At 60.4% G+C, this 23,267-nt stretch carries 25 protein-coding genes; 23 read left to right on the forward strand and 2 right to left on the reverse strand.

Going from position 1 to position 23,267, the window contains the following annotated elements; translation table 11 throughout:
- The first annotated feature begins 26 nt into the window (after positions 1-26).
- From HNQ99_RS13635 to HNQ99_RS13650, 4 genes are all read left to right on the forward strand, one after another.
- Entirely contained in the window at positions 27-842 is an 816-nt protein-coding gene (locus tag HNQ99_RS13635; protein WP_246414959.1) for a lytic transglycosylase domain-containing protein, read from the forward strand.
- A 7-nt stretch (positions 843-849) separates the two neighbouring features.
- Positions 850-2,976: a flagellar biosynthesis protein FlhA gene (gene flhA / locus HNQ99_RS13640; protein ID WP_184476582.1), complete on the forward strand. Its 2,127-nt coding sequence runs from the start codon at positions 850-852 to the stop codon at positions 2,974-2,976.
- Positions 2,977-3,000: 24 nt separating this feature from the next.
- Positions 3,001-3,732 carry a sigma-70 family RNA polymerase sigma factor gene (locus HNQ99_RS13645; protein WP_246414960.1) on the forward strand — a complete coding sequence of 244 codons (732 nt, stop codon included), beginning with the start codon at positions 3,001-3,003 and terminating at the stop codon, positions 3,730-3,732.
- 127 nt (positions 3,733-3,859) lie between these two features.
- On the forward strand, positions 3,860-4,801 hold the full coding sequence (locus tag HNQ99_RS13650) for a cation diffusion facilitator family transporter (RefSeq protein ID WP_184476586.1): 942 nt from the start codon (positions 3,860-3,862) through the stop codon (positions 4,799-4,801).
- 311 nt (positions 4,802-5,112) lie between these two features.
- On the opposite strand, the gene HNQ99_RS13655 is transcribed toward HNQ99_RS13650, so the two are convergent.
- Complete coding sequence (locus tag HNQ99_RS13655) at positions 5,113-6,012, reverse strand: flagellin N-terminal helical domain-containing protein (RefSeq protein WP_184476588.1); 900 nt, start codon at positions 6,010-6,012, stop codon at positions 5,113-5,115.
- Between the two features lie 81 nt (positions 6,013-6,093).
- A complete protein-coding gene (locus HNQ99_RS13660; RefSeq protein WP_184476590.1) occupies positions 6,094-6,966 on the reverse strand; it encodes a flagellin N-terminal helical domain-containing protein in 873 nt (290 codons plus the stop codon).
- A 318-nt stretch (positions 6,967-7,284) separates the two neighbouring features.
- On the opposite strand from HNQ99_RS13660, the gene HNQ99_RS13665 reads away from it, so the two are divergent.
- From HNQ99_RS13665 to HNQ99_RS13755, 19 genes are all read left to right on the forward strand, one after another.
- Positions 7,285-8,562 (forward strand): sigma-54 interaction domain-containing protein, encoded by a 1,278-nt coding sequence (locus tag HNQ99_RS13665; protein WP_184476592.1) that lies wholly within the window; start codon positions 7,285-7,287, stop codon positions 8,560-8,562.
- A gap of 13 nt (positions 8,563-8,575) precedes the next feature.
- Positions 8,576-8,929: a flagellar hook-basal body complex protein FliE gene (gene fliE / locus HNQ99_RS13670; RefSeq protein WP_184476594.1), complete on the forward strand. Its 354-nt coding sequence runs from the start codon at positions 8,576-8,578 to the stop codon at positions 8,927-8,929.
- A gap of 1 nt (position 8,930) precedes the next feature.
- Complete coding sequence (gene fliF / locus HNQ99_RS13675; protein WP_184476596.1) at positions 8,931-10,652, forward strand: flagellar basal-body MS-ring/collar protein FliF; 1,722 nt, start codon at positions 8,931-8,933, stop codon at positions 10,650-10,652.
- Complete coding sequence (gene fliG / locus HNQ99_RS13680) at positions 10,645-11,664, forward strand: flagellar motor switch protein FliG (protein WP_184476599.1); 1,020 nt, start codon at positions 10,645-10,647, stop codon at positions 11,662-11,664. Before fliF ends, fliG begins: the two co-directional genes overlap by 8 nt.
- Entirely contained in the window at positions 11,657-12,298 is a 642-nt protein-coding gene (locus tag HNQ99_RS13685) for a FliH/SctL family protein (RefSeq protein ID WP_184476601.1), read from the forward strand. The genes fliG and HNQ99_RS13685 overlap by 8 nt, the downstream gene beginning before the upstream one ends.
- Positions 12,295-13,626, forward strand: coding sequence for a FliI/YscN family ATPase (locus tag HNQ99_RS13690; protein WP_184476603.1), 1,332 nt, complete (start codon positions 12,295-12,297; stop codon positions 13,624-13,626). The genes HNQ99_RS13685 and HNQ99_RS13690 overlap by 4 nt, the downstream gene beginning before the upstream one ends.
- Positions 13,623-14,048 (forward strand): hypothetical protein, encoded by a 426-nt coding sequence (locus tag HNQ99_RS13695; RefSeq protein WP_184476605.1) that lies wholly within the window; start codon positions 13,623-13,625, stop codon positions 14,046-14,048. The genes HNQ99_RS13690 and HNQ99_RS13695 overlap by 4 nt, the downstream gene beginning before the upstream one ends.
- The gene (locus HNQ99_RS13700) at positions 14,048-15,562 is read left to right on the forward strand and encodes a flagellar hook-length control protein FliK (RefSeq protein ID WP_184476607.1); all 1,515 of its coding nucleotides are present in this window, start codon (positions 14,048-14,050) and stop codon (positions 15,560-15,562) included. Before HNQ99_RS13695 ends, HNQ99_RS13700 begins: the two co-directional genes overlap by 1 nt.
- A gap of 14 nt (positions 15,563-15,576) precedes the next feature.
- Positions 15,577-16,170, forward strand: a complete 594-nt coding sequence (locus tag HNQ99_RS13705; protein WP_184476609.1) for a flagellar basal body-associated FliL family protein — start codon at positions 15,577-15,579, stop codon at positions 16,168-16,170.
- 39 nt (positions 16,171-16,209) lie between these two features.
- On the forward strand, positions 16,210-17,091 hold the full coding sequence (locus HNQ99_RS13710) for a flagellar motor switch protein FliM (RefSeq protein WP_184476611.1): 882 nt from the start codon (positions 16,210-16,212) through the stop codon (positions 17,089-17,091).
- Entirely contained in the window at positions 17,091-17,417 is a 327-nt protein-coding gene (fliN, locus tag HNQ99_RS13715; protein WP_184476613.1) for a flagellar motor switch protein FliN, read from the forward strand. The genes HNQ99_RS13710 and fliN overlap by 1 nt, the downstream gene beginning before the upstream one ends.
- Positions 17,417-17,674 carry a FliO/MopB family protein gene (locus HNQ99_RS13720; RefSeq protein WP_184476614.1) on the forward strand — a complete coding sequence of 86 codons (258 nt, stop codon included), beginning with the start codon at positions 17,417-17,419 and terminating at the stop codon, positions 17,672-17,674. Before fliN ends, HNQ99_RS13720 begins: the two co-directional genes overlap by 1 nt.
- Positions 17,675-17,801: 127 nt before the next feature.
- Positions 17,802-18,560 carry a flagellar type III secretion system pore protein FliP gene (gene fliP / locus HNQ99_RS13725; protein WP_246414961.1) on the forward strand — a complete coding sequence of 253 codons (759 nt, stop codon included), beginning with the start codon at positions 17,802-17,804 and terminating at the stop codon, positions 18,558-18,560.
- Between the two features lie 59 nt (positions 18,561-18,619).
- On the forward strand, positions 18,620-18,892 hold the full coding sequence (locus tag HNQ99_RS13730) for a flagellar biosynthetic protein FliQ (RefSeq protein ID WP_184476618.1): 273 nt from the start codon (positions 18,620-18,622) through the stop codon (positions 18,890-18,892).
- Positions 18,893-18,905: 13 nt separating this feature from the next.
- Positions 18,906-19,691, forward strand: a complete 786-nt coding sequence (fliR, locus tag HNQ99_RS13735; RefSeq protein WP_184476620.1) for a flagellar biosynthetic protein FliR — start codon at positions 18,906-18,908, stop codon at positions 19,689-19,691.
- Positions 19,684-20,826, forward strand: a complete 1,143-nt coding sequence (locus HNQ99_RS13740) for an EscU/YscU/HrcU family type III secretion system export apparatus switch protein (RefSeq protein WP_184476622.1) — start codon at positions 19,684-19,686, stop codon at positions 20,824-20,826. The genes fliR and HNQ99_RS13740 overlap by 8 nt, the downstream gene beginning before the upstream one ends.
- 74 nt (positions 20,827-20,900) lie before the next feature.
- Positions 20,901-21,356 carry a hypothetical protein gene (locus tag HNQ99_RS13745; RefSeq protein ID WP_184476624.1) on the forward strand — a complete coding sequence of 152 codons (456 nt, stop codon included), beginning with the start codon at positions 20,901-20,903 and terminating at the stop codon, positions 21,354-21,356.
- 60 nt (positions 21,357-21,416) lie between these two features.
- Positions 21,417-22,832 (forward strand): flagellar filament capping protein FliD, encoded by a 1,416-nt coding sequence (gene fliD, locus HNQ99_RS13750; RefSeq protein ID WP_184476627.1) that lies wholly within the window; start codon positions 21,417-21,419, stop codon positions 22,830-22,832.
- Positions 22,833-22,852: 20 nt separating this feature from the next.
- On the forward strand, positions 22,853-23,245 hold the full coding sequence (locus HNQ99_RS13755; RefSeq protein ID WP_184476629.1) for a flagellar export chaperone FliS: 393 nt from the start codon (positions 22,853-22,855) through the stop codon (positions 23,243-23,245).
- Positions 23,246-23,267: the final 22 nt, after the last annotated feature.

A 23,267-nucleotide genomic window follows, 5' to 3' on the forward strand; every position in this document is an offset into this window, starting at 1 on the left:
GCTGTCCGGTGAATTGAGGAAGTTTCATGCCGTCCTTTGGCGAAATGAGCATAGCAGGAGCAGGGCGCGGCAACCGCGTAACCAATGCTATTGCAATGGCTAGTCAGCGGACGGGCGTCGACTTCAACTATTTGCTCAACCAGGCCAAGATTGAAAGCAGCCTTAATCCTGAGGCCAAGGCCAGCACTTCCAGCGCCACCGGCCTGTATCAGTTCATTGACCAAAGCTGGCTGGGCGTCATCAACGATCATGGCGAAAAGCACGGCCTTGGCTGGGCGGCAAACGCCATCGGCAAAACCAGCGGCGGACGCTATTATGTAGCCGACACTACGCTGCGCCAGCAGATTATGGATTTGCGCACCCAGCCGGAGGTTGCCTCGATCATGGCGGCCGAACACGCCGCCGACAATCAGGCGACGCTTGAAGGCCAACTCGGCCGCAGCGTTACGTCGACGGACCTCTATCTTGCTCATTTCCTGGGCGTAGGTGGGGCCGCCAAGTTCCTGCGCGCTCATGATCAAAATCCGGGAGCTTCCGCTGCTGCGGTGCTGCCGTCGGCAGCAGCGGCCAATCGGTGGGTCTTTTATGATCGCAACGGCGCGCCGCGCAGCTTGGCCGAGGTGCGCCAGCGTTTCGCGGAAAAGCTCGGTGGCGACGGCAATTATTTGCCGTCCGGCAACCCCCGGCAATTGCCGGACCTGCCGGACAGCCAGCAGGTTCAGCCCGCCGATTATGTGCGGATCGAAACCGCGCGGCTGGAAAACCGTAGCTACCCGACCGTCGCGCCGCAGCCTGAAACGGCTCGCCTCGCCTATCTAATGCTCGCGACTTTTGGAAGGTAAGGGCCTTATGACGCGCACCCAAGTGAACGGCAAAGTCTGGATGGGAGCGGCAAAGGGCGCAATCCTGCCCGCTGCCACGCTTATGCTGGTCATGTTCATGGTGGTGCCAATCCCCTCGCTTGTGCTGGATATCGGCTTTATCACCAACATCATGATTTCTCTGGCGGTGCTGATGGTGGCGTTGAATGCCGCCCGGCCGTTGGATTTTTCGAGCTTCCCGACGGTTCTGCTCTTCGCCACTCTGCTTCGCCTGTCGCTTAACGTGGCTTCAACCCGGGTCGTGCTGGTCGACGGACATTCAGGGCCAGGGGCGGCGGGACATGTGATCGAAGCGTTCGGCAATTTCCTGATCGGGGGCGACTATGTTGTCGGTATTTTTGTCTTCGCCATCCTGATGATCATCAACCTCGTCGTCATCACCAAGGGCGCAGGCCGGGTGTCGGAAGTTTCCGCCCGCTTCACCCTTGATGCCTTGCCCGGCAAGCAGATGGCGATTGACGCGGATCTCAATGCCGGTCTCATCACGCCCGAAGATGCGAAAAGCCGGCGGCAGGAAGTGGCGACCGAAGCCGATTTCTATGGTTCCATGGACGGCGCATCGAAATTCGTGAAGGGTGACGCGGTCGCGGGCGTTTTGATCCTGGTGATCAATATCCTCGGCGGCATCGTCCTTGGCACCGTAAGCCATGGATTATCGCTTGCGGACGCCGCGCAGACATATGTGCTGCTGGCGATTGGCGACGCCCTGGTCGCGCAGGTGCCTGCCTTGCTGCTTTCGATTGCGGCGGCGGGCATCGTGACGCGCGTCAGCTCGCCGCTCGATCTTTCGGGGCAGATTTCCAGCCAGTTTGGCTCCAGCAAAGCCTGGACGCCGGTCGCCGGAATTCTCACGATCCTTGGCCTGCTGCCAGGCATGCCGCACTTGATCATCCTGCCGGCTGCAGGCCTGGCCGGATATGCCGCCTGGCGGCTGCGCAAGGGCGAAAAGGTTGCCGCAGAACAACCCGCTGTTGAAGAGAAAAAGGCGGAAAATCCCACGCATATCAACTGGGACGACGTGTCCGATGGCGCGACCCTTGGCCTGGAAATCGGTTATGGCCTGATCGGCCTCGTCGATGAGCGCAAGGGCGCTCCGCTGATGGCGCGGATAACCGGCATCCGGAAGCAATTGTCGCGGGAACTGGGCTTCGTCGTGCCTATGGTGCGCGTGAAGGACAATCTGGCGTTGGAGCCCAATAGTTACCGTATAACCATTGCGGGCGTCATCGTCGGTGAGGATGAAGTGTGGCCCGAAGACCTGCTGGCGCTCGATAGCGGCGATCTGGAGAATGAAGTTTCCGGCCGGAAGGCGAAGGATCCGACCTTCGGGCTGGATGCGGTCTGGATAGCAACCGACAAGCGGTCGGAAGCGGTGGTGGCGGGTTATACCGTCGTCGATCCGCCGACGGTCATGGCCACGCATCTCAATCATTTGATTGCGCTTAACGCCTCTCAAATGTTCGGCCTCGATGAAGCACGCAAGCTGCTCGACGCGCTCAAGGAAAAGGCGCCTCAGTTGGTCGACGGGCTGACGCCAAACCCGCTCTCGCTGGCGGCTATTGCTGCTGCCTGCCGTTCGCTGTTGGCCGAGGGCGTTCCACTCAAGGATTTCCGCCGCATTTGCGAGGCCATGATCGAGGTCGCGACGCCCGACGTTGGTCCGGACCAACTCGTCGAGGGCGTCCGTCAACGCATCGGTTCCCTTATCATTCAGAACTTAGTGCCAGTGAAGATGCCGCTGCCAGTGATCACGCTGGACGGCGACCTGGAAGCAATGCTGGCGCAGGCGATGCGTGTGTCGGGCGGCGCGCAACATCCGATCGAGCCGGCGCTCGCCAACCGTATCGTTGAAGCGGTGATGAATGCTGCGCGACCCATAATGGGTCAGGCGCGCAGCTTTGCCATTGTGACCTCGCCCGTAGCGCGCCGCGCTTTGGCGCGATTGTTCAAACCGCACCTTCCGGAAACGCCGGTGCTGTCCTTCCTGGAAATCCCGGACAGCAAACCGGTTGAAGTGGTTGCGGTTGTTGGAGGAGAGGCGCCGGTGAACCGGCGGGATAACAAGACGTCGCAAGCGGCGGACAAAACCTTCTGAAAGTCGGGGGACTAAAAGATGTTAATGCAGGATATAAAGGCTCAGGAAGACAGCCTCACTTATGGCCGCAGGGCCGTTGCGGTGACGCCCGAGGCGCTGGCCCGCAAATATATGCCGCTTGTCCGCAAAATCGGCTGGCACGTTCATGGCCGGGTCTCCAACGCCATCGACATCGAAGATCTGCTGCAGATCGGTATGGTCGCCCTCGTCGAAGCCGCCAATAGCTTCGAGGATCGCGGCTTTGGCTTTGCGAGCTATGCCCAGATGCGGATCAGAGGCGCGATGATCGATCACCTGCGTCGCCATGCCACCATTTGCCGCTCTGCCATGGCCCGGCGCAAACAACTGGCCGCCGCCCGAGCCCGGCTTCAGCAGAAATTGGGCCGATCTCCCACGGACGCCGAAATGTCGGTGGAGATGGGGCTCACTCCGGCGGACTATCGGCAGATCGTCGACAGCAGCGAGATCGCCCAGCATCACAGCATGGACGAAGTCTATTCCGACCAGAGCATGTGGTTTGCCGATGTCGAGGATCGCGCGGACGATGTGATGGAGCGAGAGTCCATGAAGCAGGCGCTGGCGCATGGCATCGGCCAGCTCCCCGAACGCGAGGCAATGGTGCTGCAGCTTTATTTCGTCGAGGAAATGAACCTGGAAGAAATCGGTCAAACTCTGGACATTGGCGCAGCCCGTGTGTGCCAGATAAAAAAAGTGGCGCTCACGAAACTGCGTGAAATGCTGAGCGAATGGGAATGACGCCGTAAGCTGCTGACCCGAAAGACCAAGCCCCGGCCCCCGCCGGGGCTTTTTTATTGGATCATGTCCTAGTGTAACCTATGCATCCGCTGATAATGAGCCTGCCCAACAGCTTGGGTCAGGACGAATGCACGGAAATCCTCATCACTCTCCTTTACACGGTGACGGTCACGGGCACGATCACAGCCATGGCCCGGTCGATTTTGGCCGCGCCTTTGCCATCGGTATCCTGCTCAACGGCGGTTTCGTGGCAGTGGAGGCGACCTATGGCCTGATCGCAGGGTCGATGGCGTTGTTGGCCGACGCCGGCCATAATCTCTCCGACGTGCTGGGCCTGATCATTGCCTGGGTGGGGGCGAGCCTTGCCAAGCGTTCCGCCTCCCGTCGTTTTACCTATGGCTTGCGTGGCTCTTCCATACTTGCGGCACTGCTCAACGCGCTGTTGTTACTCGTCGCAATCGGCGCGATTGCGATGGAAGCCATCACCAGGCTTGGCGATCCGCAGCCTGTTGCTGGGAAGACAATTATTATTGTCGCCGCGATCGGTATCATGATCAATACCGCGACCGCGCTGCTTTTCGCCAGCGGACGTAAGGGCGACATCAATATTCGCGGCGCGTTCATCCACATGACGGCGGATGCTGCTGTTTCGGCGGCGGTCGTCATCGGCGCACTAGTGATGATGAGCACAGGCGCGGCATGGATCGACCCGGTGATGAGCCTTGTCATTGCCGCCATCATCTTGTGGAACACATGGGGGCTTCTGATTGACTCGGTGAAAATGTCGCTCGCTGCGGTGCCTGCCGGTATCGATATCGATGCGGTCGAAGCGATGCTGGCCGCTTTGCCCGGCGTCGATCATGTGCATGATCTGCATATTTGGCCAATCAGTACGACCGAGACATTGCTCACGGTTCACCTGGTGATCCCTTCCGGACATCCGGGCGACGCCTTTCTCTTCGATGTGCAGGAGCGGTTGGAGCATGAGTTCCATATCGGTCACGCCACGGTGCAAGTGGAACTGAGCGACGCTGGCGATTGCCACCTTCAACCGGGGTGCGGGGTGTAAAGGATCGTTGTGATTGGCCTGTACGCCTGCGAAAGCAGGAGCTCAGGGTTTCATGCGCCACACCAGGCTTCCTTGGCTTCCTGCTTCCGCAGGAGCACGGCGAAACCAGCCGGCCAATGCCAATCCTCCAACGTGCGAAAGCCCCCACCCTCTGCAAAGGATGGGGACTCGCGCGGACACCCCTTTCAGGGATAAGTTAGGCTCCCGGGGACGTTGGGGACAATAGCGCCCCGGGAGCCGTTTTTGATCGGCTAAAGGTGGACCAATACCTTCAACGATCAAGTCTGTTCTTTTTATTCTTCAGCCAAGCCTTAGCGGATCAGCTGCAACACGCCCTGCTGGCTCTGGTTTGCCTGCGCCAGCATTGCGGTGGAAGCTTGGCTCAGGATCTGCGACTTCGCCATCTCGGTGGTTTCCGAGGAGAAATCGACGTCTTCAATCCGCGAACGGGCTTCCGTAAGGTTGGTGGACTGCGAGGTCAGGTTGGTGATGGCCGATTCCAGACGGTTCTGGACGGCACCAAGTTTCGCGCGACCTTCGTTGATTGTGTTGAGAGCTACGTCCAGCTTTGCCAAGGCGTCGACCGCGTTGGCCTGGTTTTCAAGGCTGATGCCGCCGCCACCGACGCCAGGACCGCCAGCGGCCGTAGGAGTACCGGCGTTCGGAACGCCCGCTGTCACGGTGTTATCTGCATCATCCTTGATGTCGAGCTTGACTGCGTTCACGTCCGTCAGGCTGATCGAGATCGTCTGACCCGCACCGGAACCGGCCTGGATGGTGATTGATCCAGTACTGCCGTCGGTAAGCTTCACGCCGTTGAAGGACGTGTTGTTCGCAACGTCATCGACCTGCTTCAGCAGTTCGGAGGCTTCAAGCTGGATGGACTCTCGATCGGTATTGGAAAGCGTGCCGTTGGATGCCTGGACGGCCAGTTCACGAACGCGCTGCACAAGGTTGGAAATTTCGCCCATCGCAGCATCGGCGGTTTGGGCCAGCGAGATGCCATCATTGGCGTTACGGACGGCCTGTTCCATGCCCTTGATCTGCGAGGTCATCTTGCTTGCGATGGCAAGGCCGGCAGCATCGTCGGACGATCCGTTGATGCGCTTACCGGAGGACAAGCGCTCCATGGATTTCTGCAGGCCGATAGAGGCGTTGGAGGCCGCAGTTCCTGCACGCATTGCGGCGACATTCGTACCAATTACAGTCATAATCGTCTTCCTTCTTCATGGTATGATGTCCCCGCAATTTTGGCGCCGGTCCGGGGTTACGGTCCGGCGCCCACGCTTATGTTATTGAAGCAATTTCAGTACGCCCTGCTGGCTCTGATTGGCCTGAGCGAGCATGGCGGTCGACGCTTGGCTGAGGATCTGCGCCTTTGCGAGGGCAGTGGTCTCCGCCGAAAAGTCGACGTCTTCAATCCGCGACCTGGCTTCCGTCAGGTTGGTCAATGTGGACTGGAGATTGGTTACAACCGATTCAAGCCGGTTCTGTACGGCACCCAAATTGGCTCGGCTGGAGTTGATCGTATCAAGCGCAGCATCGAGCTTGGTCAGAGCATCGGTTGCGTTCGCCTGGGTTTCAAGGCTGATGCCGGCCGCTGTCACGGCGCCGACATTGGGTACGCCAGCCGTGGAGCCGGACGCTGATTGGTCCGTCAGGTTGAGCACCGCGGCGTTTGCATCGGTTAGATTGATGGTGATCGTCTGGCCGGAGCTGGCACCGGATTGAATGGTGATCGCTGCCGTTGAGTCGGTCAACTTCACGCCATTAAAGGAGGTGTTGTTCGCGATATCATCGATCTGGGCGATCAACTGACTGGCTTCGGCCTGGGTCGATTCACGGTCTGTGTTCGAAACAGTTCCGTTTGCCGTCTGTACTGCCAGTTCCCGAAGGCGCTGAACCAAGTTGCTGATTTCACCAAGAGCGCTATCCGCCGTCTGCGCCAGCGAAATGCCGTCATTGGCGTTGCGAATGGCAACAGTCATGCCCTTGATCTGGGAGGTCATCTTGCTGGCGATTGCCAGGCCCGCAGCGTCGTCCTTGGCGCTGTTGATGCGCTTGCCGCTCGACAGGCGCTCCAGCGACACGGCGAGTGACATTTCCGCCCGGTTGGCGGCGGCTGACGATCGCATCGCCGATACATTGGTTCCGATAACAGTCATTTCAAAATTCCTTCCGCGCTATGTTGTCGAGACCTCAGGTGAATTGCAGTTCGTCGGTCTCGAATGGGGATAACGGCGGGGCTCAGGGGACTTTAAATCGTGCCGTCAAATTTTTGTCGGCGGCCTTGTTGCCCGTCAAAAATTTGACGCGCGCGCGTCGGGCGAGCGACGCACGCGCGTAGGGAGTCCGGAAACCCCAGAAAAACTGCGCCTTTCGAGGCGAGCAGAAATTGGCATGCTTGTTGCTTAAAATTGTCTCTGCTGGCGGGGGTCGCTGGTTGAGTTGGCGAGGGGTCGCCAAATATTGGGGGGCATTTGATGCAGCACGTTGAGCTGAGCGCGACACTCAATGAGCAAATTCCAACGCTGGCAGCTTGGCTGAAGGGGGCATGTTTCGACGTCGCCATTCTGGCGGAAACGCCACGTCCTGATCGCAATGCGCTACGACTGCTTACGCCTGAGGAAATTGGCGGAGCTACCCACAGGGACATATTGATCGAATGGCGCGACGGCGAGCCGGAGCTGGTTCGCGCCCGTTCGGGCATGCCTGCGCGCATCGCCTTTGGTTTCCCGGATGCCGCTCTGGGTCATGCGCTGGTGGCAGAACTGGTGCGGCCGGCCAGCCAGCCGGCGGTGGGGGAACCGGACAGCGCCCGCCTGTTGCAACTTGCGGTCCGTATAGCCCAGAGCGACGCCACCGTTCTGATCCAGGGCGATACCGGTACGGGCAAGGAAGGCATAGCGCGTTTCGTTCATGCGAGCAGCGGCCGGGCCGACAAGGATTTCATAGCGGTCAATTGCGCCGCCCTTCCGGAAAGCATGATGGAGGCGATGCTTTTTGGTCATCGCAAGGGCGCGTTCACCGGCGCGTCGGCCTCCTCCGATGGCCTGTTCCAGGCGGCCGATGGCGGCACGCTGCTCCTTGATGAAATTGCCGAACTGCCGCTCGCTCTGCAAGCAAAGCTGCTTCGCGCTCTCCAGGAAGGCGAAGTGCTGCCCGTCGGCGCGACGCATCCCGTGCCTGTCAATGTGCGGATCATCGCGGCGGGCAACCGGGACCTTGCGGCCCTGCGCGATGAAGGCAGGTTCCGATCCGATCTTTACTGGCGACTCAACGTGATGGCGCTGAACCTCAAGCCACTCGCCGAGCGGCGTCAGGACGTCCGCGCCATCGCCGCCGCGCTGCTGCTGCGCCAACAGGCGCAGGACGCGGCTTTCGTCTGGCCGACCGCCAAGGCGCTCGAAAAGCTGATGGCGCATAGCTGGCCCGGCAATGCGCGTGAACTGGGGAATGTCCTGCAACGCGCGCTGGTCCTCCGCGAAGGGGACCGCATTGAGGCTGACGATCTTCAGATCACATCGGTCGCTGCCGCCGCCATGGCTCCAACGCCTGCACTGGCCCAAACGCCGTCCATCGCAGCGCCCCAGTCGGCAACGCTGCACGACATCGCTCGTGCTTCAATGCTCAACCGGATCAAGTCGGTGCTTGACGAGGTCGATGGCCATCGCGCCCGCGCCGCCCAAAGGCTCGGCATCTCGGAACGAACCCTGCGCTATCGCCTTGCAGAAATGCGAGAGCTGGCTGCGGCAGCCTGATGGGGACTGAGCTATGACGGTCATCAACACCAACAGCGTGATGGCGATGCGCGCCGCCATCCTTCAGCAGAACGCCGCGCTTCGTGAAGCCAGTTCTGCTGCCGATCCGGTCGCATCGCCCGTATCCGGTTCTTCGGGTGCGGGCGCGACCAATTTCGGGGCGGCGATGAAGTCGGCGCTGAACGAGATTAACGCACTCCAGAACCAGTCCTCCGAAGCCGCCGCCGCTTATGAACGCGGCGAGACCACCGACATCGCGTCGGTGATGCTCGCCAAGCAGCAGGCGTCTATCGGCTTTGAAGCCACCTTGCAGGTCAGGAACAAGCTTCTGTCTGCGTACAAAGACATCATGAGCATGCCGGTGTGATATGAGCGAAACCAGCCTGACCATAGACAATCCGCCTTCGCCCGCCCGCAATCTTCCCGCCCGTTCGCCTGTCGGCGGCAAAGGCGGTTTTGACGACGTGCGCCTTCGTTTCCAGGAATTCATCCGCCAGCCCGCAGTCGCCCGGAGCCTGCCGATGATCGGCATGCTGGCGGTCGTCGCCCTGGCGGCGCTTGCCTGGTTGTCGCTGCGTGAGCCGCCCCAACGGGATCTGTTCCGGGGCTTGCCGGACAGCGACAAGGCGGCAGTGGCAGAGGCGCTCGGCGCTTCGGGCATCGCATTTGACCTCGATGATGCGACCGGTGCGCTCACCGTGTCGGAAGACGATTATCACAAGGCGAAGATGGCGCTCGCTGCCGAGGGCCTGCCCAAAAGTGCACCGGACGGAGACAGCCTCATCAACTCCCTGCCAATGGGCGCCAGCCGGGCTGTGGAAGGGGAAAAGCTTCGGTCCGCGAGAGAAATGGACCTTGCTCGTACGATCGAGGCCATCGATGCGATCCAGAGCGCCCGCGTCCATTTGGCGGTCGAACAGCCCAGCATTTTCCTTCGGGACAAGAGCAAGCCGGCAGCATCGGTCATGCTGCGCCTGGCCGATGGTCGGGCGCTATCCGATGCGCAGGTCCAGGCCATCGTTCACCTCGTCGCCTCTTCGGTGCCGGGGCTTTCGCCGGATGGCGTTTCAGTAGTTGACCAGAATGGCCGTCTGCTTTCAAACCCCAGCGATGCCGGCGGCTCGGCGGAAACCGACCGGCAGATTGCCGTGCAAAGCAAGGTCGAGGAACGGTATCGGCAGGCAGTGATCGCGCTGCTGACGCCAATTTTGGGTGCAGATAATTTCAGTACCGAAGTGCATGCGGAGCTCGACTTCGCAGAAAGCCAGGCGACGCGGGAAACTTTCCCTTCCGATGAAAGCCGGGTCAAATCGGAACAGGGAAGCTGGACGTCCGACAAAGGGGAACCCCCCGCCTATGGCATCCCCGGCGCGCTGGCGAACCAAGCTCCGCCCGCCGCGACGCCAGGCGCGCAGCCGGCCGATCCCGCAGCGGTGGCGCAGACGGCTGAAGCCGCTGCGAAAACCGCCGAAAATTACGTGAGGAACTTTGAACTGGGCCGGGAGGTGTCGGTGACGCGCAACGCCCTTGGCACCGTCAAGCGTTTGTCGGTCGCGGTCGCTCTGCGCAATCCTGAAACCGGCAAGCCCCGCACGCCTCAGGAAATCGCTTCGCTGGAAGCGCTGGTGAAAGGCGCGGTGGGCTTCGATCAGGCGCGCGGCGACGTCGTCGCGCTGACGGCCCGCAAGTTCGCCGCCAGCAGCGAAGCAGAAGCGACTGGCAGCTGGTATGAAGCGGGCTGGGTATCAATGCTCGCCCGCAATCTGTCCGCCCTGATGGTGGCGCTTGCCTTGATCTTCGGGATCGGCCGTCCGCTGATGAAACGTCGCGCTGCGATGAAGGAGGCCGATGTGGGTCTGTCCGCCAGTCGCAGCGCAACCCTCAGCGCCGAAATATCGCAGGAGATCAGCCGCGCTGCCGTTGCCGATCCCAGCCGGCCGGTGACGCTGGACATGATCTCTTCTACCCAGAGTTATGCCGAACGTGCGGCGCTCATCCGTAATTTCGTGAAGCAGGATCCTGATCGCGCCGCCCTCGTGGTGCGCGACCTGCTGCGTGACTCCAATCGCAAGGAAGCGGTCAATGCCTGAGGCAGCTCTGATGAAGCGTCCCATGTCCGGTAGCGCCGCCGCTGCTGTCCTGTTGATGCTGTTCGAGGATGATGAGGCAGCGCAGATTCTTTCCCGCCTGGAACCAGATGAGGTGCGGCAGCTCGGTTTTGCGATGTATGACGTCGCCGATGTTGCCGTGGAGGAGGTCGACTCCGCCCTCGATCAGTTCGTCAGCAAGGCAAAAAGCCGGACGACCGTAGGCTATGGCGCGGGCGAGCATATCCGGGCGATGATGCACAAGGCGCTGGGGCCAGACCGCGCCGACAATATGCTGGCGCGCATCACGCCGCCTGCGCGTTCCAACAAGCTGGAAATGCTGAAATGGATGGAGCCCAAGGAAATCTCGCAAATCATTGAGCATGAACATCCGCAAATCATGGCGCTGGTGCTTGCCCATCTCGATGCGCCGGTTGCCGCCGATGTGCTGCAATTGCTGCCGCTGGATATGCAGGACGACATTGTTTACCGGATCGCGACGCTGGGGCCGGTCACTGCCGAGGCGCTTGACGATCTGGAGGCGCTGCTCGTGCGGCGGGGCACGAAAACCGCTACAGGGACAGCCTCTCAGCGCGGCGGAACGACCGAAGCGGCAGCGATCATGAACAATGTTCGCAAGGTTAACGAACAACGGATCATCAAGCAGATCGGCAAGCGCGACAAGGCCATCGCCCAGACCATCGAGGAGGAAATGTTCGTCTTCGATAACCTTATCGAGATGGACGACAAGAATCTGGGCGCGCTGCTGCGTACCGTTGACAATGATGTCATGGTAGTGGCGCTGAAGGGCTGCAACGACTTGTTGAAGGCCAAGATTTTTGGCTGCATGTCCAGCCGTGCCGCGCAGGCCATCCAGGATGAGATCGAGGATCGCGGACCCATTCGTCTCGCCGATGTCATAGAGGCGCAGAAGCAGGTGATCGCCGCCGCTCGCCGCATGGCGGAATCGGGCGCGATCATGCTGGGTGGCAAGGGAGGCGAGGACTTTGTCTAATCTCTGGCAGGGCGTTGAAGCGCAGGCTGCGCGGTTTGGCAGTTGGGGGGATATTGACCCCCAGGACAGTTTTCGGCCGCTCTATGGATTGGACGAAATTGGTTTCACGCCGCTGGATTCATCTTTCCTGGACGCGGAACAGCCCGCTGTCGAAGAGCCATCGGTGGAGCAACTGACCGGCGAAGCCTTTGCGCAGGGTTTCGATGAAGGCGTGCGGGTGGCCCGGGCGGAGATAGAAGCGGATCGTGCCGCGCATCTGCGCCTGGCGCTGGCGCTGGAACAGCTTCAGCCGCAATCGAGCGGGGCGCTTTCGGCTTTATTGTCTACAGCCGTGTTGCGCCTGGTGCGTCAAATCGCAGGAGAGGTCGAGGTCGACGCCGATTTGCTGGAAAAGCGTTGCCTGGCGATTGCCGAATGCGTCGAGGCCGAGATTGGCCAGCCAGCGCTCTTTCTCCATCCCGACGACATCGAATTGATGCGGTCCAAGAACCTGCCCGTTCGGCTGCTTCCCGATGAAGAGATGTTGCGCGGATCCGTCCGTCTTGAGACGTCCGAAGGCTGGGTGGAGGATGGACCGGAAATCCGATTGTCGCGCCTCCAAAGTCTGCTCGATGACATGACGGGACGCTCATGATCGGCGCGGTTCTCAAACAGGCCGATACCCTGCTCGAAACCATGCAGGTCGCGCATGCGGGGCCCCGCCATGTTGGGCGGCTGGTGGCGCACGATGGCGGCATGTTGGAAGTGACGGGCTTCAACCGGCCGATAGGCGCGGGCGCGCGGGTGATAGCGGCGGACGGCACTGTAGCGCGCGCCGAAGTCGTGGGATTTCGCGGCAACCGGGCCCTGCTCGTTCCTCTCGATCTCGATGCGCCGCATGAAAGCGGAGCGCGGGTGGAACCCGATAGCGCTGCGAACATGGTGCAGGTGGGTGACGGCCTGATGGGCCGCGTGATCGACGCCATGGGCATGCCGCTCGACCGTAAGGGGCCGATCATGGCCAATGCCTATTGGCCACTTGCAGGCGTGAAGGGCAATGTACTCGACCGCGGGCGAGTGACTGAAGCATTTGACCTGGGCGTGCGCGCCGTAAACGCGCTGCTCACCGCCGGCCGGGGTCAGCGTATCGCCATTATTGCCGGATCGGGCGTCGGTAAATCGGTGCTGATGGGCCAGATGATCGCAGGCGCAGAGGCGGACGTCGTGGTGGTCGGCCTTATCGGAGAGCGCGGACGAGAGGTCAGCGACTTCCTGGAAACCAAGCTGGAGGGCATGATCCGGTCGAAAAGCATCGTTGTAGCGGTACCCGCCGATCATCCGCCGGTGCTGCGCCTTCGCGCCGCGGCGCGTGCGACCTCCATTGCCGAATATTACCGGGCGCGGGGCAAAAAGGTGCTGTTGCTGATCGACAGCCTCACGCGTTGCGCTCATGCTCAGCGGGAAATCGGACTGGCGTTGGGCGAACCTCCCGCCATGAAGGGCTATCCGCCCTCTGCCCTTTCGCTCATTCCACGCCTGGTGGAGCGCGCCGGCGTGGACAGCCGCTCGGGCGGTTCGATCACGGCGCTTTACACTGTGCTGGCGGATGGCGACGACACCGACGATCCGATTGTCGACGCCGCGCGCGCGATTGTCGACGGCCATATCGTGCTTTCCCGCCAACTGTCGGAACAAAGCATCTTCCCGGCCATCGACATTGGCAAATCGTTGAGTCGCGTTATGGCCGACGTGGTGAGCGATCAGCACCGTCACGCCGCGTCCTCTTTCCGGCGGCTGTGGGCTGCTTATGAGGAAAATCGCGACTTGATCCTGATGGGAGCCTATCGCCCCGGCAATGATCCGGTGATCGACGAGGCGGTTGCCCGTCGGTCCGAACTGCTTGAGTTCCTTAGGCAGGACGCGCGAAGCCATATCGACTTTGCTGCGAGCACCGCCTCCCTGCAAGAGGCGTTCGGCGGATGAAGCGGCTGATCGCCAAGCGGGAGCGCGTGGTGCGCGCTCGGCGAGTGCAGCATCTGCTGGCCAGCGTCGAAACCGCCCGCGCACAGAATGAGGCTTCGGCGCTGGAGGACAACGCTCGCCGTGTCAGCAGCGTGCGGGCCGAGCTCTACATAACCGATCAGTTCACCAGCGGCGCTCAGCTCGCGTCCCTCCGCGAATTGGCGGGACGGCTGGAGCAGGCAGGACGGCATCTCGACGGCGCCATCTATGACGCGCACAAGCGCGTGGAACAGCGCGAGACGGAGCTGCGGCTCGCCAATCGCGACAAGGAAATCGCCGAAAGGCTGAAGGAAAAAGCGGCCCGGGCTCTAGCCGAGCAGATGGAGGCGCGGCTGCAATCACTGCCGCGCCACAAGCGGTCCGCTTTACTGGGAGACGTTTGATGATGGCGAATATGCCAATTCTGCAGGAAATGGCTGCGGCCTTGCCAGTCGGGAAGGCCAAGGCGACGGTCACGTCCGAGGCTGCAGTCATGGATTTCTCGACGATGTTGGCGGGGCTCAACGCCGGCAACGGGGAAGCGCCGGGTCAAGCAGTCGCCATCGCTCATCGGCCGGAGTGCGTCACAGCGATGCTTGCGGAGCGGCATGGCGTGCAAGAGAAACCTGCGGAAGCTTCAACAGTCGATCCAGTCGATCCCCAACCGGCTCCCAGACTGAAAAGACTGGCGCTAACCGGGCAAAGTCCGGCGTCAAATATTCTGGCGGAACTTGATGTTTTAAAAGGAAAGTTCAAGCAAGCGGTTTCGGCCGGTGATCAACCGGCAAAGGCGCCAGCGGCCGCACCAACGACGGCGCTGTTTCCCACGGCTGCCCTGCCCGTCGTGACTGATGAAACCGAAACTGCCGAGGCCGAGCCTCCTGTTATTGGCGAGGACGATATTGTTCCGTCGGATGAGCAACCCGATGTGCAACTCGCTGACGGCACCAAAGCTTTGGTGCTACCAGCGGCGGGGCCGGTCATCAGCGCCCCGCCTGCTGCGCGGTCTCAGCCAAAGACCGAGAGGGCACTGGACAGCGGCAAGTCCGTTAACATGCCAGGCATGTTACCTGGCTGGGCCGCTGAACCCGCGCAGATTCACGCGCAGGTCGGAAAGCTTCAGCCCGGAAATCCCGGCAAGGCTATGCGGTCTTCCGCCGGTAATATGATGGCCATCCATGAAGCAGCCAACAGGCAGGCCTTGGCGCTGGAGCTGGCCGCGCTGTCGCTTGGCAATGCAGCGCCGCGCGAGGTGCCTGCAGCGACGGAACAGCCCGATACCGGTTCTATTCTATCGGTCCCCATGGGTCTCGCCAAGGCAGCCGAAACACCACCCGTGGCCACTGCACATCCTGTGAATATCACTGCGCCCCTAAACGACATGGCGGCGGTCTTTTCGCCAGGCATTCCCGCCGCTGACACCGCCGCAGTCTTGGGCGAGCAGGTTATCGACATGGGCGTGGACGGCCAGTGGATCGACAGGATGGCGCGCGAGATCGCGGATGTCGCAGCCGGAACCGGTCGCGCGACTTTCACGCTGCACCCGCAAAATCTGGGTAAGCTGCAGGTCGAAATTCTTCAGCGCGAGGAGGGCGCCGACGTCCGTATGATAACGGAAACCGATGCCGCAGCTGCAGCGCTCAATCAGGGGCGTCATCAGCTTCAGCAGGATGCGCGCCTGCAGGCCGTCCGCATCAATGACGTGCAGGTTGAGCGCGCGCCGGCCGATCGCGCCGCTGACAACGTCTTTACCCCCCGGGCCCAATCTTCCGGCCAGGAAATGACGGGACAGCAGGGACAATCGCAAGCTTTCCATAAAAAACCGCAGATAGAGTCCGTATCTTCAAGGGTAACCGAACAGGAACAGGACCAGGCGGCGAGTGAGCGGACGGGGAGTCGGCAAGCCCGCTATGCCTGAGCGGGAGATACAAAGTGAGCGACGACAAATCGCCCCGTAAAAAGGGCAAAGCCAGGAAATGGGTTATCATTGCTGTGCTGGTCCTGATTTTGGGCAGCGCCGGCGCGGCAGGCGGCTTTTTCGCTGCTGGAATGCTGGGCGGCACGGCGCATGCGGAGACCGAAGACCCTGACAGGCCAAAGCTCGTATTGAAGGGGGAAGGGGCTGAGCCCGCTAAAGAAGGCGAAAAGGCCGAACCCGTCATCGGTACGGTGGACGGCGATGGCTCAAGCCCTAAAGACGCCGCCAATTACCAGGCCACCTACTATCAAATCGAAGCGCCGTTCACATCGAACCTGAAGGATAGCGGTTCCTTCGCGCAGATTTCGCTGGCAATCGCGACCTATTATGACAGCCGTCTGCTGGAAAGCATCAAGCAGCATGAAATTGCCGTGCGCTCGACGGTGCTGATGCATATTGCCGATCAGGACGAAATGATATTGTCCACGCCGCAGGGCAAGGAAGCGCTGCAGAAGGAACTAAAGGCCGCTATTAACAAAATTCTTGTGGAAAAAACGGGGTTTGGGGGAGTTGATAACGTTTATTTTACCAATTTCGTTATTCAATGAGCTCGCGCGGGCATCCGCCCGCGGGGGACCAAGCAGTTTATGGATGACGTAATTCCCTACAAATTCGGGCAGTCCGAGCCGCAGCCGCCGGTGGTGCTGTCCGGCATGGACCGGATCGGCGAACGGATGGTTCGCCGGATACGATCCTTGCTGGAACCCATGCTGGGCGTAAAGCCGCATGTGACAGGAGAGGCGGTTTCGGTTTTCCGTTTTTCCGACTGGTCGCTCTTCGTGCCCGACTTCGTCAGCCTCAGCATGTATCGGCTGCACCCGCTAAAAGGTGCGGCCCTTTTGCGTGTCGATGCGGACATGGTCGCCGCTCTGGTCGACAGCTTTTACGGTGGAACCGGGGCGCGTCTGCCCTTCAACCGCAAGGAATTCACGCCGACCGAGGAACGGATGCTCGGCAAATTCACCACCAGTCTGATCGACAGGCTCGTCGAATCCTGGGCGGAAACTCACGCGGTTGACGCCACGCTGATCGGCCGGGAAACCAATATCAATTATGTGACGGTCGCCAGTGAAGACGAGCAAGTGGTCGTGCAGCGCTTTGATGTGACGCTGGGCCGCGAAGATGTATGGCCCATTGAATTCGTCTATCCCTTGGCCGCTCTTCGCGGCGTTGAATCGCTGATGGGGACCAAGGTGCATGACGAACTGAAGATCAGCGACCCCGCCTGGCGCGAACGGCTGGGGCGGCAGGTCAACCATGTCAGCTTTCCGGCGCGCAGCGTGCTCGCGCGGCCTAGCCTGTCATTATCGCAATTGATGCAGCTTGAACCGGGCGATGTCATCCCGGTGCAGATAAATCGCAGCGTACCCCTACTTGTCGGGAACAAGGTTTTCGCCCATGGAACAATTGGGGAAAAAGAGGGGCGCGCCGCTTTCATGATCGAGAAATTGTCTGAGGGGACCGAATGATGAGTGACATGAGCGACGCACCACGTATCGAGGACGCGATCGGCACCCTTCCGGGAAGCCGCAACTTTCGCCTGCTTGCCGATATTCCGGTCCGCATGTCGGTGGAGGTCGGGTCCACATCGTTGAAGCTGGCCGAAGTGCTGGATCTCGCCGAGGGCAGCGTGGTGGAGCTTGACCGGCAGGCCGACGAACTGCTCGACATCATGGTGAACGGCACCCTCATCGCCAAGGGTGAGGTGGTGACCGTCAATGGCCGCTATGGCATTCGCGTCGTCGAAGTCGCGACTGCCGAGGCGCGCATGGCCGGGATTGAGCGGCGCGCCTGATGTTTTGGTACTTTGTGAAGCTTTTGATCCTGCTGCCGCTTGTGGGTGGCATGGCATTCGGGGCGCTCTGGCTCTGGCGCAAATATCAGCCCGGCTTGATGCTGGGCCAGCAGGACCGGGCGGTAAAGCTAATCGATGCGATCCCCATGGGTACTGTCGGCAAGCTGGCCGTCGTGGAATTTGAGGGCAAGCGCTTCCTGCTGTCGGTAACGCGCGGCCGCATCGATAAGATCGCGGAAAGCAGCGATGCGGAGTAGGGGAATGTTTGTCCCCGCTTCATTCGTCATTCTTGCGAAGGCGGGGGGGCACCTCTTGTCTCCTCCGCCTTGTGAATGGTCAGGAGACGGGTTCCCGCCTTCGCGGGAAAGACGAATTAACTTTGGCTTGGCTGCCGCAACCATTGCTGTCCTTGTTATCTTCCTTCTCTTTGCGACCCCGGCTTTCGCGCAATCCACTCCCGACAGTTCAGGCGCGCTGACCAAGGCGCTTTCCGACGTGTCAGGCGATGGCCGCCCGCTGTCGCTGAGCCTGCAGATACTCATCCTCATGAGCTTGCTGACGGTGCTGCCGTCGCTCGTCCTGATGATGACCAGCTTCACGCGCATCATCATTGTGCTGTCGCTGCTTCGGCAGGCCCTGGGGTTGCAGCAGACGCCACCGAACCAGGTGCTGGTGGGGCTTGCGCTATTCCTGTCGCTCTTTGTCATGCGTCCGGCGGTCGATGCGATCAACAATCAGGCGATGGACCCTTATGGCGCGGGCCAGATCCCGATCGAGGAAGCGATAGCGCGCTCGGGCAATGTTCTGCATGGTTTCATGACGAAGCAGACGCGCGAAACCGACCTGAAGCTCTTTTCCGACCTCGCCGAGGCAAAACCCTTTGCCACCCCAAAGGATATTCCTTTCTCGATCCTGCTTCCGGCCTTTGTGACCAGCGAGTTGAAGACCGCGTTTCAGATCGGCTTTCTCATTTTCCTACCCTTCCTAATCATTGATCTTGTCGTAGCATCGACGCTGATGGCCTTGGGCATGATGATGCTGTCGCCGACGATCATCTCCATGCCCTTCAAGCTGCTGCTGTTCGTACTGGTGGATGGGTGGGCGCTGACTATGGGCTCTCTTGCCGGGTCGTTCGTGACATGAGCTATCCTTTCCCCATTTATGCGTTCCTGCTTTCGCAGGAGCAGGATGCTGAGTGAGCCATGGAAAACTCCGATTTCTTCATCGGCATTGCCCAGCAGGCGCTTTATATTACCGCGCTTGCGACCGCCCCGATCCTCATACCGGCGCTGATTGCCGGCGTGGTCCTGGGCATGATCCAGGCTGCGACCTCGATCAATGAAGCGACGCTCAGCTTCGTTCCCAAACTTATCATCGTCGCCCTGATGCTGGCGCTGTTCGGCGGATCGATCATGCTGCTGGTGGCGGATTTCACTCGCGAGATTTTCAGCCGCATTCCGGAACTTCTGCAGTGAGGCTGCGGGGGTTATGATCGCGCCGGGCCTGGCGGGGGTAGAGGCTCAGCTCTGGCTGTGGCTCGTCGCCATGATCCGTCCGGGCGCGGCCTTTCTTGCGGCTCCCATTTACGGCACGCGCTCCGTGCCGGTGCAGCTTCGCCTCATCCTTTCCTTGGCGCTCGGCATGGCCGCCCTCAACAGCGTCACTATCACTATACCCCAAGGCGGTATCGCCACATTTCAGGGCATAATGCTGGTAGCAGGAGAGGTGCTTGCCGGTCTGGCCATGGGTTTTGCGCTGCAAATCGGCTATTCGGCTGCCTTTGTCGCCGGCGAAGTTATCAGCAACGCCATGGGCCTTGGCTTTGCCAGCATGTCCGACCCGCAAAGCGGCCAATCGAGCCCAGTGATTGGGACCTTCCTGTCCGTTCTCGCCACATTCTTGCTGCTCGCGATGGACGGGCACCTGATGTTGATCGGCTTTATCGTTAAAAGCTATCAAGCGATTCCGCCCGGAGTCATGATGTCAAACGACGCGATTTACAGCCTGGTTATGTTCGGCGGTACGCTGTTCGGCGCGGGACTGACTATCGCTCTTCCGGTCGGGTTCGCGCTTATCCTCATCCAGCTTGTCATGGCGATGCTCGCGCGCTCTGCTCCTTCGCTTAATCTGTTCTCCGTTGGCATGCCTGCCGCGATCATTTGCGGGCTGGTACTGCTTGCCATGGCTGCTCCTGTGATGAGCGACGCCATCACCGAAGCGCTGCGACTTGGTCTCGACCACGCCCAATCCATTGCGGAGGGACGCGGTGGCTGAAGGGTCGTCAGGTGGCGGTGAAAAGACCGAAAAGCCAACCCAGAAGCGTTTGCGCGATGCGGCGCAAAAGGGTGACGTCCTCCAGTCAAAAGAGCTTGCTACAGCGCTGGTAGTCATGGCGGGGATGGTCTGGATTGCGATTGCCGGGCCGGCGATTGTCGAAGCAATGGCGCAAATGCTTACCCAGGGATTACGCTTCGATCAGAAGGACGTGCTCAACTTCACGCCTGCGACGCGCGCCTATGAATTGCTGGGCCTGGTTGTCCTGCCGATCGGCGGGATCATGGTAGCGACGCTGATCGCCGCCATTGCCGCGCCTGCAATGCTGGGTTCGCTCGGCTTCCGCGCCAGCGCCTTCGCTCCCAAGCCCGAAAAACTCAATCCCTTAAATGGCCTCAAACGCATGTTCGGGCTTCAGGGGCTGGTCGAGTTGATGAAATCGGTGGCCAAGGTAGTGCTGCTGGGCGCCGTGGGTTTCTGGGTGATCTGGGACCGGTTGGAGGCCATCGTTCAGATGGGCCAGTCCGGTATCCGCCCGGCACTGGTGGAAGTCGGCAGCCTGTTCGTGATCTCCTGTCTTATCATGGCAGGCGCCCTGTTCCTGATAGCCGGGATCGACATCCCCGCTCAAATGCTCCAGCGTTCGAAGCGGCTCAACATGTCGAAGCAGGAATTGAAAGAAGAACATAAGGAAACCGAGGGCTCCCCTGAACTCAAGGGCGCTGTCCGCCGCCGCCAATATGAGTTGCTCAATCGTTCCGCGCGCACAGCTATCAGCGAAGCTTCGGTGGTAATCACCAACCCGACGCATTTCTCGGTGGCGCTGCGCTACCGCCTGGGCGAAGACAGCGTGCCGGTGGTGGTTGCCCGCGGACGGGGCGATACGGCGCTGGCCATCCGCGAGCTTGCCAATGAAAAGGGCGTGCCGCTGATGCAATATCCCGAACTCGCCCGCGCGATATACTATACGTCGCGGGCGGGGCAGGCGATTAATGAGCAGCTCTATATGGCTGTGGCGACGGTTCTGGCTTTTGTCTTCAGAGTGGAAAACCGTATGGCAAGCGAGATGGATCGGCCGCATATCACGGTCCCAGACGATCTCCATTTCGATGCCGACGGGCGGAAGACCAACTAAGCCCGAAATTTTTCTCTAAACTTTTGCTGGATCCGTCCGTCCTTGCGTAACGGGGCAGAGTTTAGGATTGGCACATGAACGATTTTCTCCCCGGCAGTAACAATCTTCATCCTTCCCCTATGCTGGAACGGACAGGAAAGCCCGTGTCTGAAGCTCAGGGTTCCGGCCAGATGTCTTCACAAAGAGACAGGGCCCGCGCTGGTCCGGTCAGCAATTCGACCGGCGACGCGCAGCTCTCCAGCGCCGCCGAAGTGGCTGACGCCCAAGCCAAGATTGCGGCACTGCTTTCGGAAGTGGATGGCCTCACCGATGCGGCCGCCACCGATTCCGATGCCCTGGAAGCGCAGATTGCTACCTTGCTGCCTCGCCCCACGATCATCATTCCTCTGCCGCCCGCCAGCCGGGATGTGGTGGAACGCGCGATCCAGATCGCTGAATCCATCCGCGCCTCCGCCATTCTCGCCATGGCCGCCCAAGCCAATGTGGAAAGTGGCTTGGTCAAAGGTTCGCTCGCGCAGACACAGTCCTAAAACTATTCCACCTAAAATTATCCCGGCTGCTGCCGTTCTATGCTTTTGAAGGGACAAGGCATGGTTACATCGGTTTCATCAGGTATTACCTCCGCACTGGGGCTCGGCTATGGCATCGATAGCGCGAGCATCGTGAGCGGCCTGGTGTCTGCCGTGCGTGGTCCCAAGGAACAGGTGCTTTCAGCGCGGGAATCGTTGGTCAGTGCGCAAATTTCCGCCTTGGCCAATGCATCAGGAGCGTTGGACACTTTCTCAAAGGCGCTTTCCGAACTGCTGGCCGACAGCAGCTATTCGGGCAACCCCGCCTCCAGCGACAGCAGCATTGCGGCGGTCAAACTGACCCAGGAAGGCGATCTGTCGAACCTGCCCATCGCACTGGAAGTAAAGGCGCTCGCCACTTCGCAGGTGCTGAAGTCCACGACGCTGGCCAACAGCGGGACCGCGGTGGGTATCGGCACATTGACCCTTGCCACCTCATCCGGCAGCTATGCCATCACCATAGACAGCAACAACAACACGCTCGCTGGCCTCGCAACGGCCATCAACGATGCCGACGCCGGTGTCACCGCCACGGTGGTTACGGACAGCAGCGGCGCTAGGCTGGTGCTTAAGGGCGGGGTTGGGGGCAGTGAAGCCTTCACGCTTTCCGATAGCGGTGATGCCGATGCGGACCTGCAGCGGTTCACGTCCACGGGAGGTCTTACCCAGGTACGCCCGGCGCAGAACGCCACCATCGTTCTGGATGGCGTGGAAACCAGCTTTGCCAGCAACACGATCGTGGATGCGATACCGAATGTCACCATTGATCTCATGAAGGCAATACCCGGCTCCACCATTACCATTTCCGAAGAACAGCCCACCAAATCGATGCGCGGACTGGTCGGAGAATTTGTCGATGCCTATAACGGTCTTTGGAAGTCCCTCAGCGCGCTGACGGTCGCCGGCACCAGCGAAACCAAAGGCGGTATTCTGGCGAGCGACTATAGCATCCGCCAAATGAAAGGCATGCTCAGCAAGTTGACGTCAACGCCACTGGCAGCGAGCGGCACTTTTACGACGCTCGCACAAATTGGCGTGCAAACCACCAAAGAGGGCACGCTGAAAATCGACGCGGCTGCGCTCGATAAAGCATTGGATGACAATGCCGCTGCCGTGACTGCGATGATCAATCCTTTCACGCAGGATGCCAGTAACCCTGGCCTCGCCGGCGCCCTGGAAGCGATAAAGACGCGGTTGCAGAACGTTGATCCCAACGACGAGAGAAATAGCGGTATGCTCGTAGCCGCCAAGAAACGGTATGAAGCCGTGAGGGAAAAGATAGAAGCCGAGCAGGAAAGATTTGAGGAATCCATGGCCAATTATGAGGAGCGGCTCTCCGCTACCTTCTCCGCCATGGACACCAAACTGGCCACCTTGAAAGCAAGCCAGAACTATCTGGAGCAGCAAATCAAGATGTGGAACAGCTCCGACGATTAAGAAAAGAGGGCAAGAAGACGATGTACTTTGGAAGCGGATATAGCGGCGCTGCCAGTCGGCGTTACGCAGCGGTGGATACCGGCAGCCGCGTCGAGGGCGCAAACCCGCACCAGCTGGTGAAAATCTTGTTCGACGAGCTGTTGCTCGCGATTGACGCCTCGATCCTTTTCGAACGCAATGGCGATCGCGCCAAATGCTCGGACAAGCAGGCGCGCGCCCTTTCGCTCCTGCACGCTCTGGAAAGCAGCCTGGACTTTGAAAAGGGCGGGCAGGTTGCCCTTGGCCTCGCGCAGATCTACCGCGAAGCGCGCCGGTTGATCGTGGCCGGCCTTCAGTCGCGCTCAGCTGCGGAAATGCATGAGGCCCGCCACATCATCAACGAGATTGCCGAGGCCTGGTCGGCTATTGGATGATGTTGCATTATCCTTGGTTGAA

The organism is Rhizorhapis suberifaciens (genome assembly GCF_014200045.1).
GTDB lineage: Bacteria > Pseudomonadota > Alphaproteobacteria > Sphingomonadales > Sphingomonadaceae > Rhizorhapis > Rhizorhapis suberifaciens.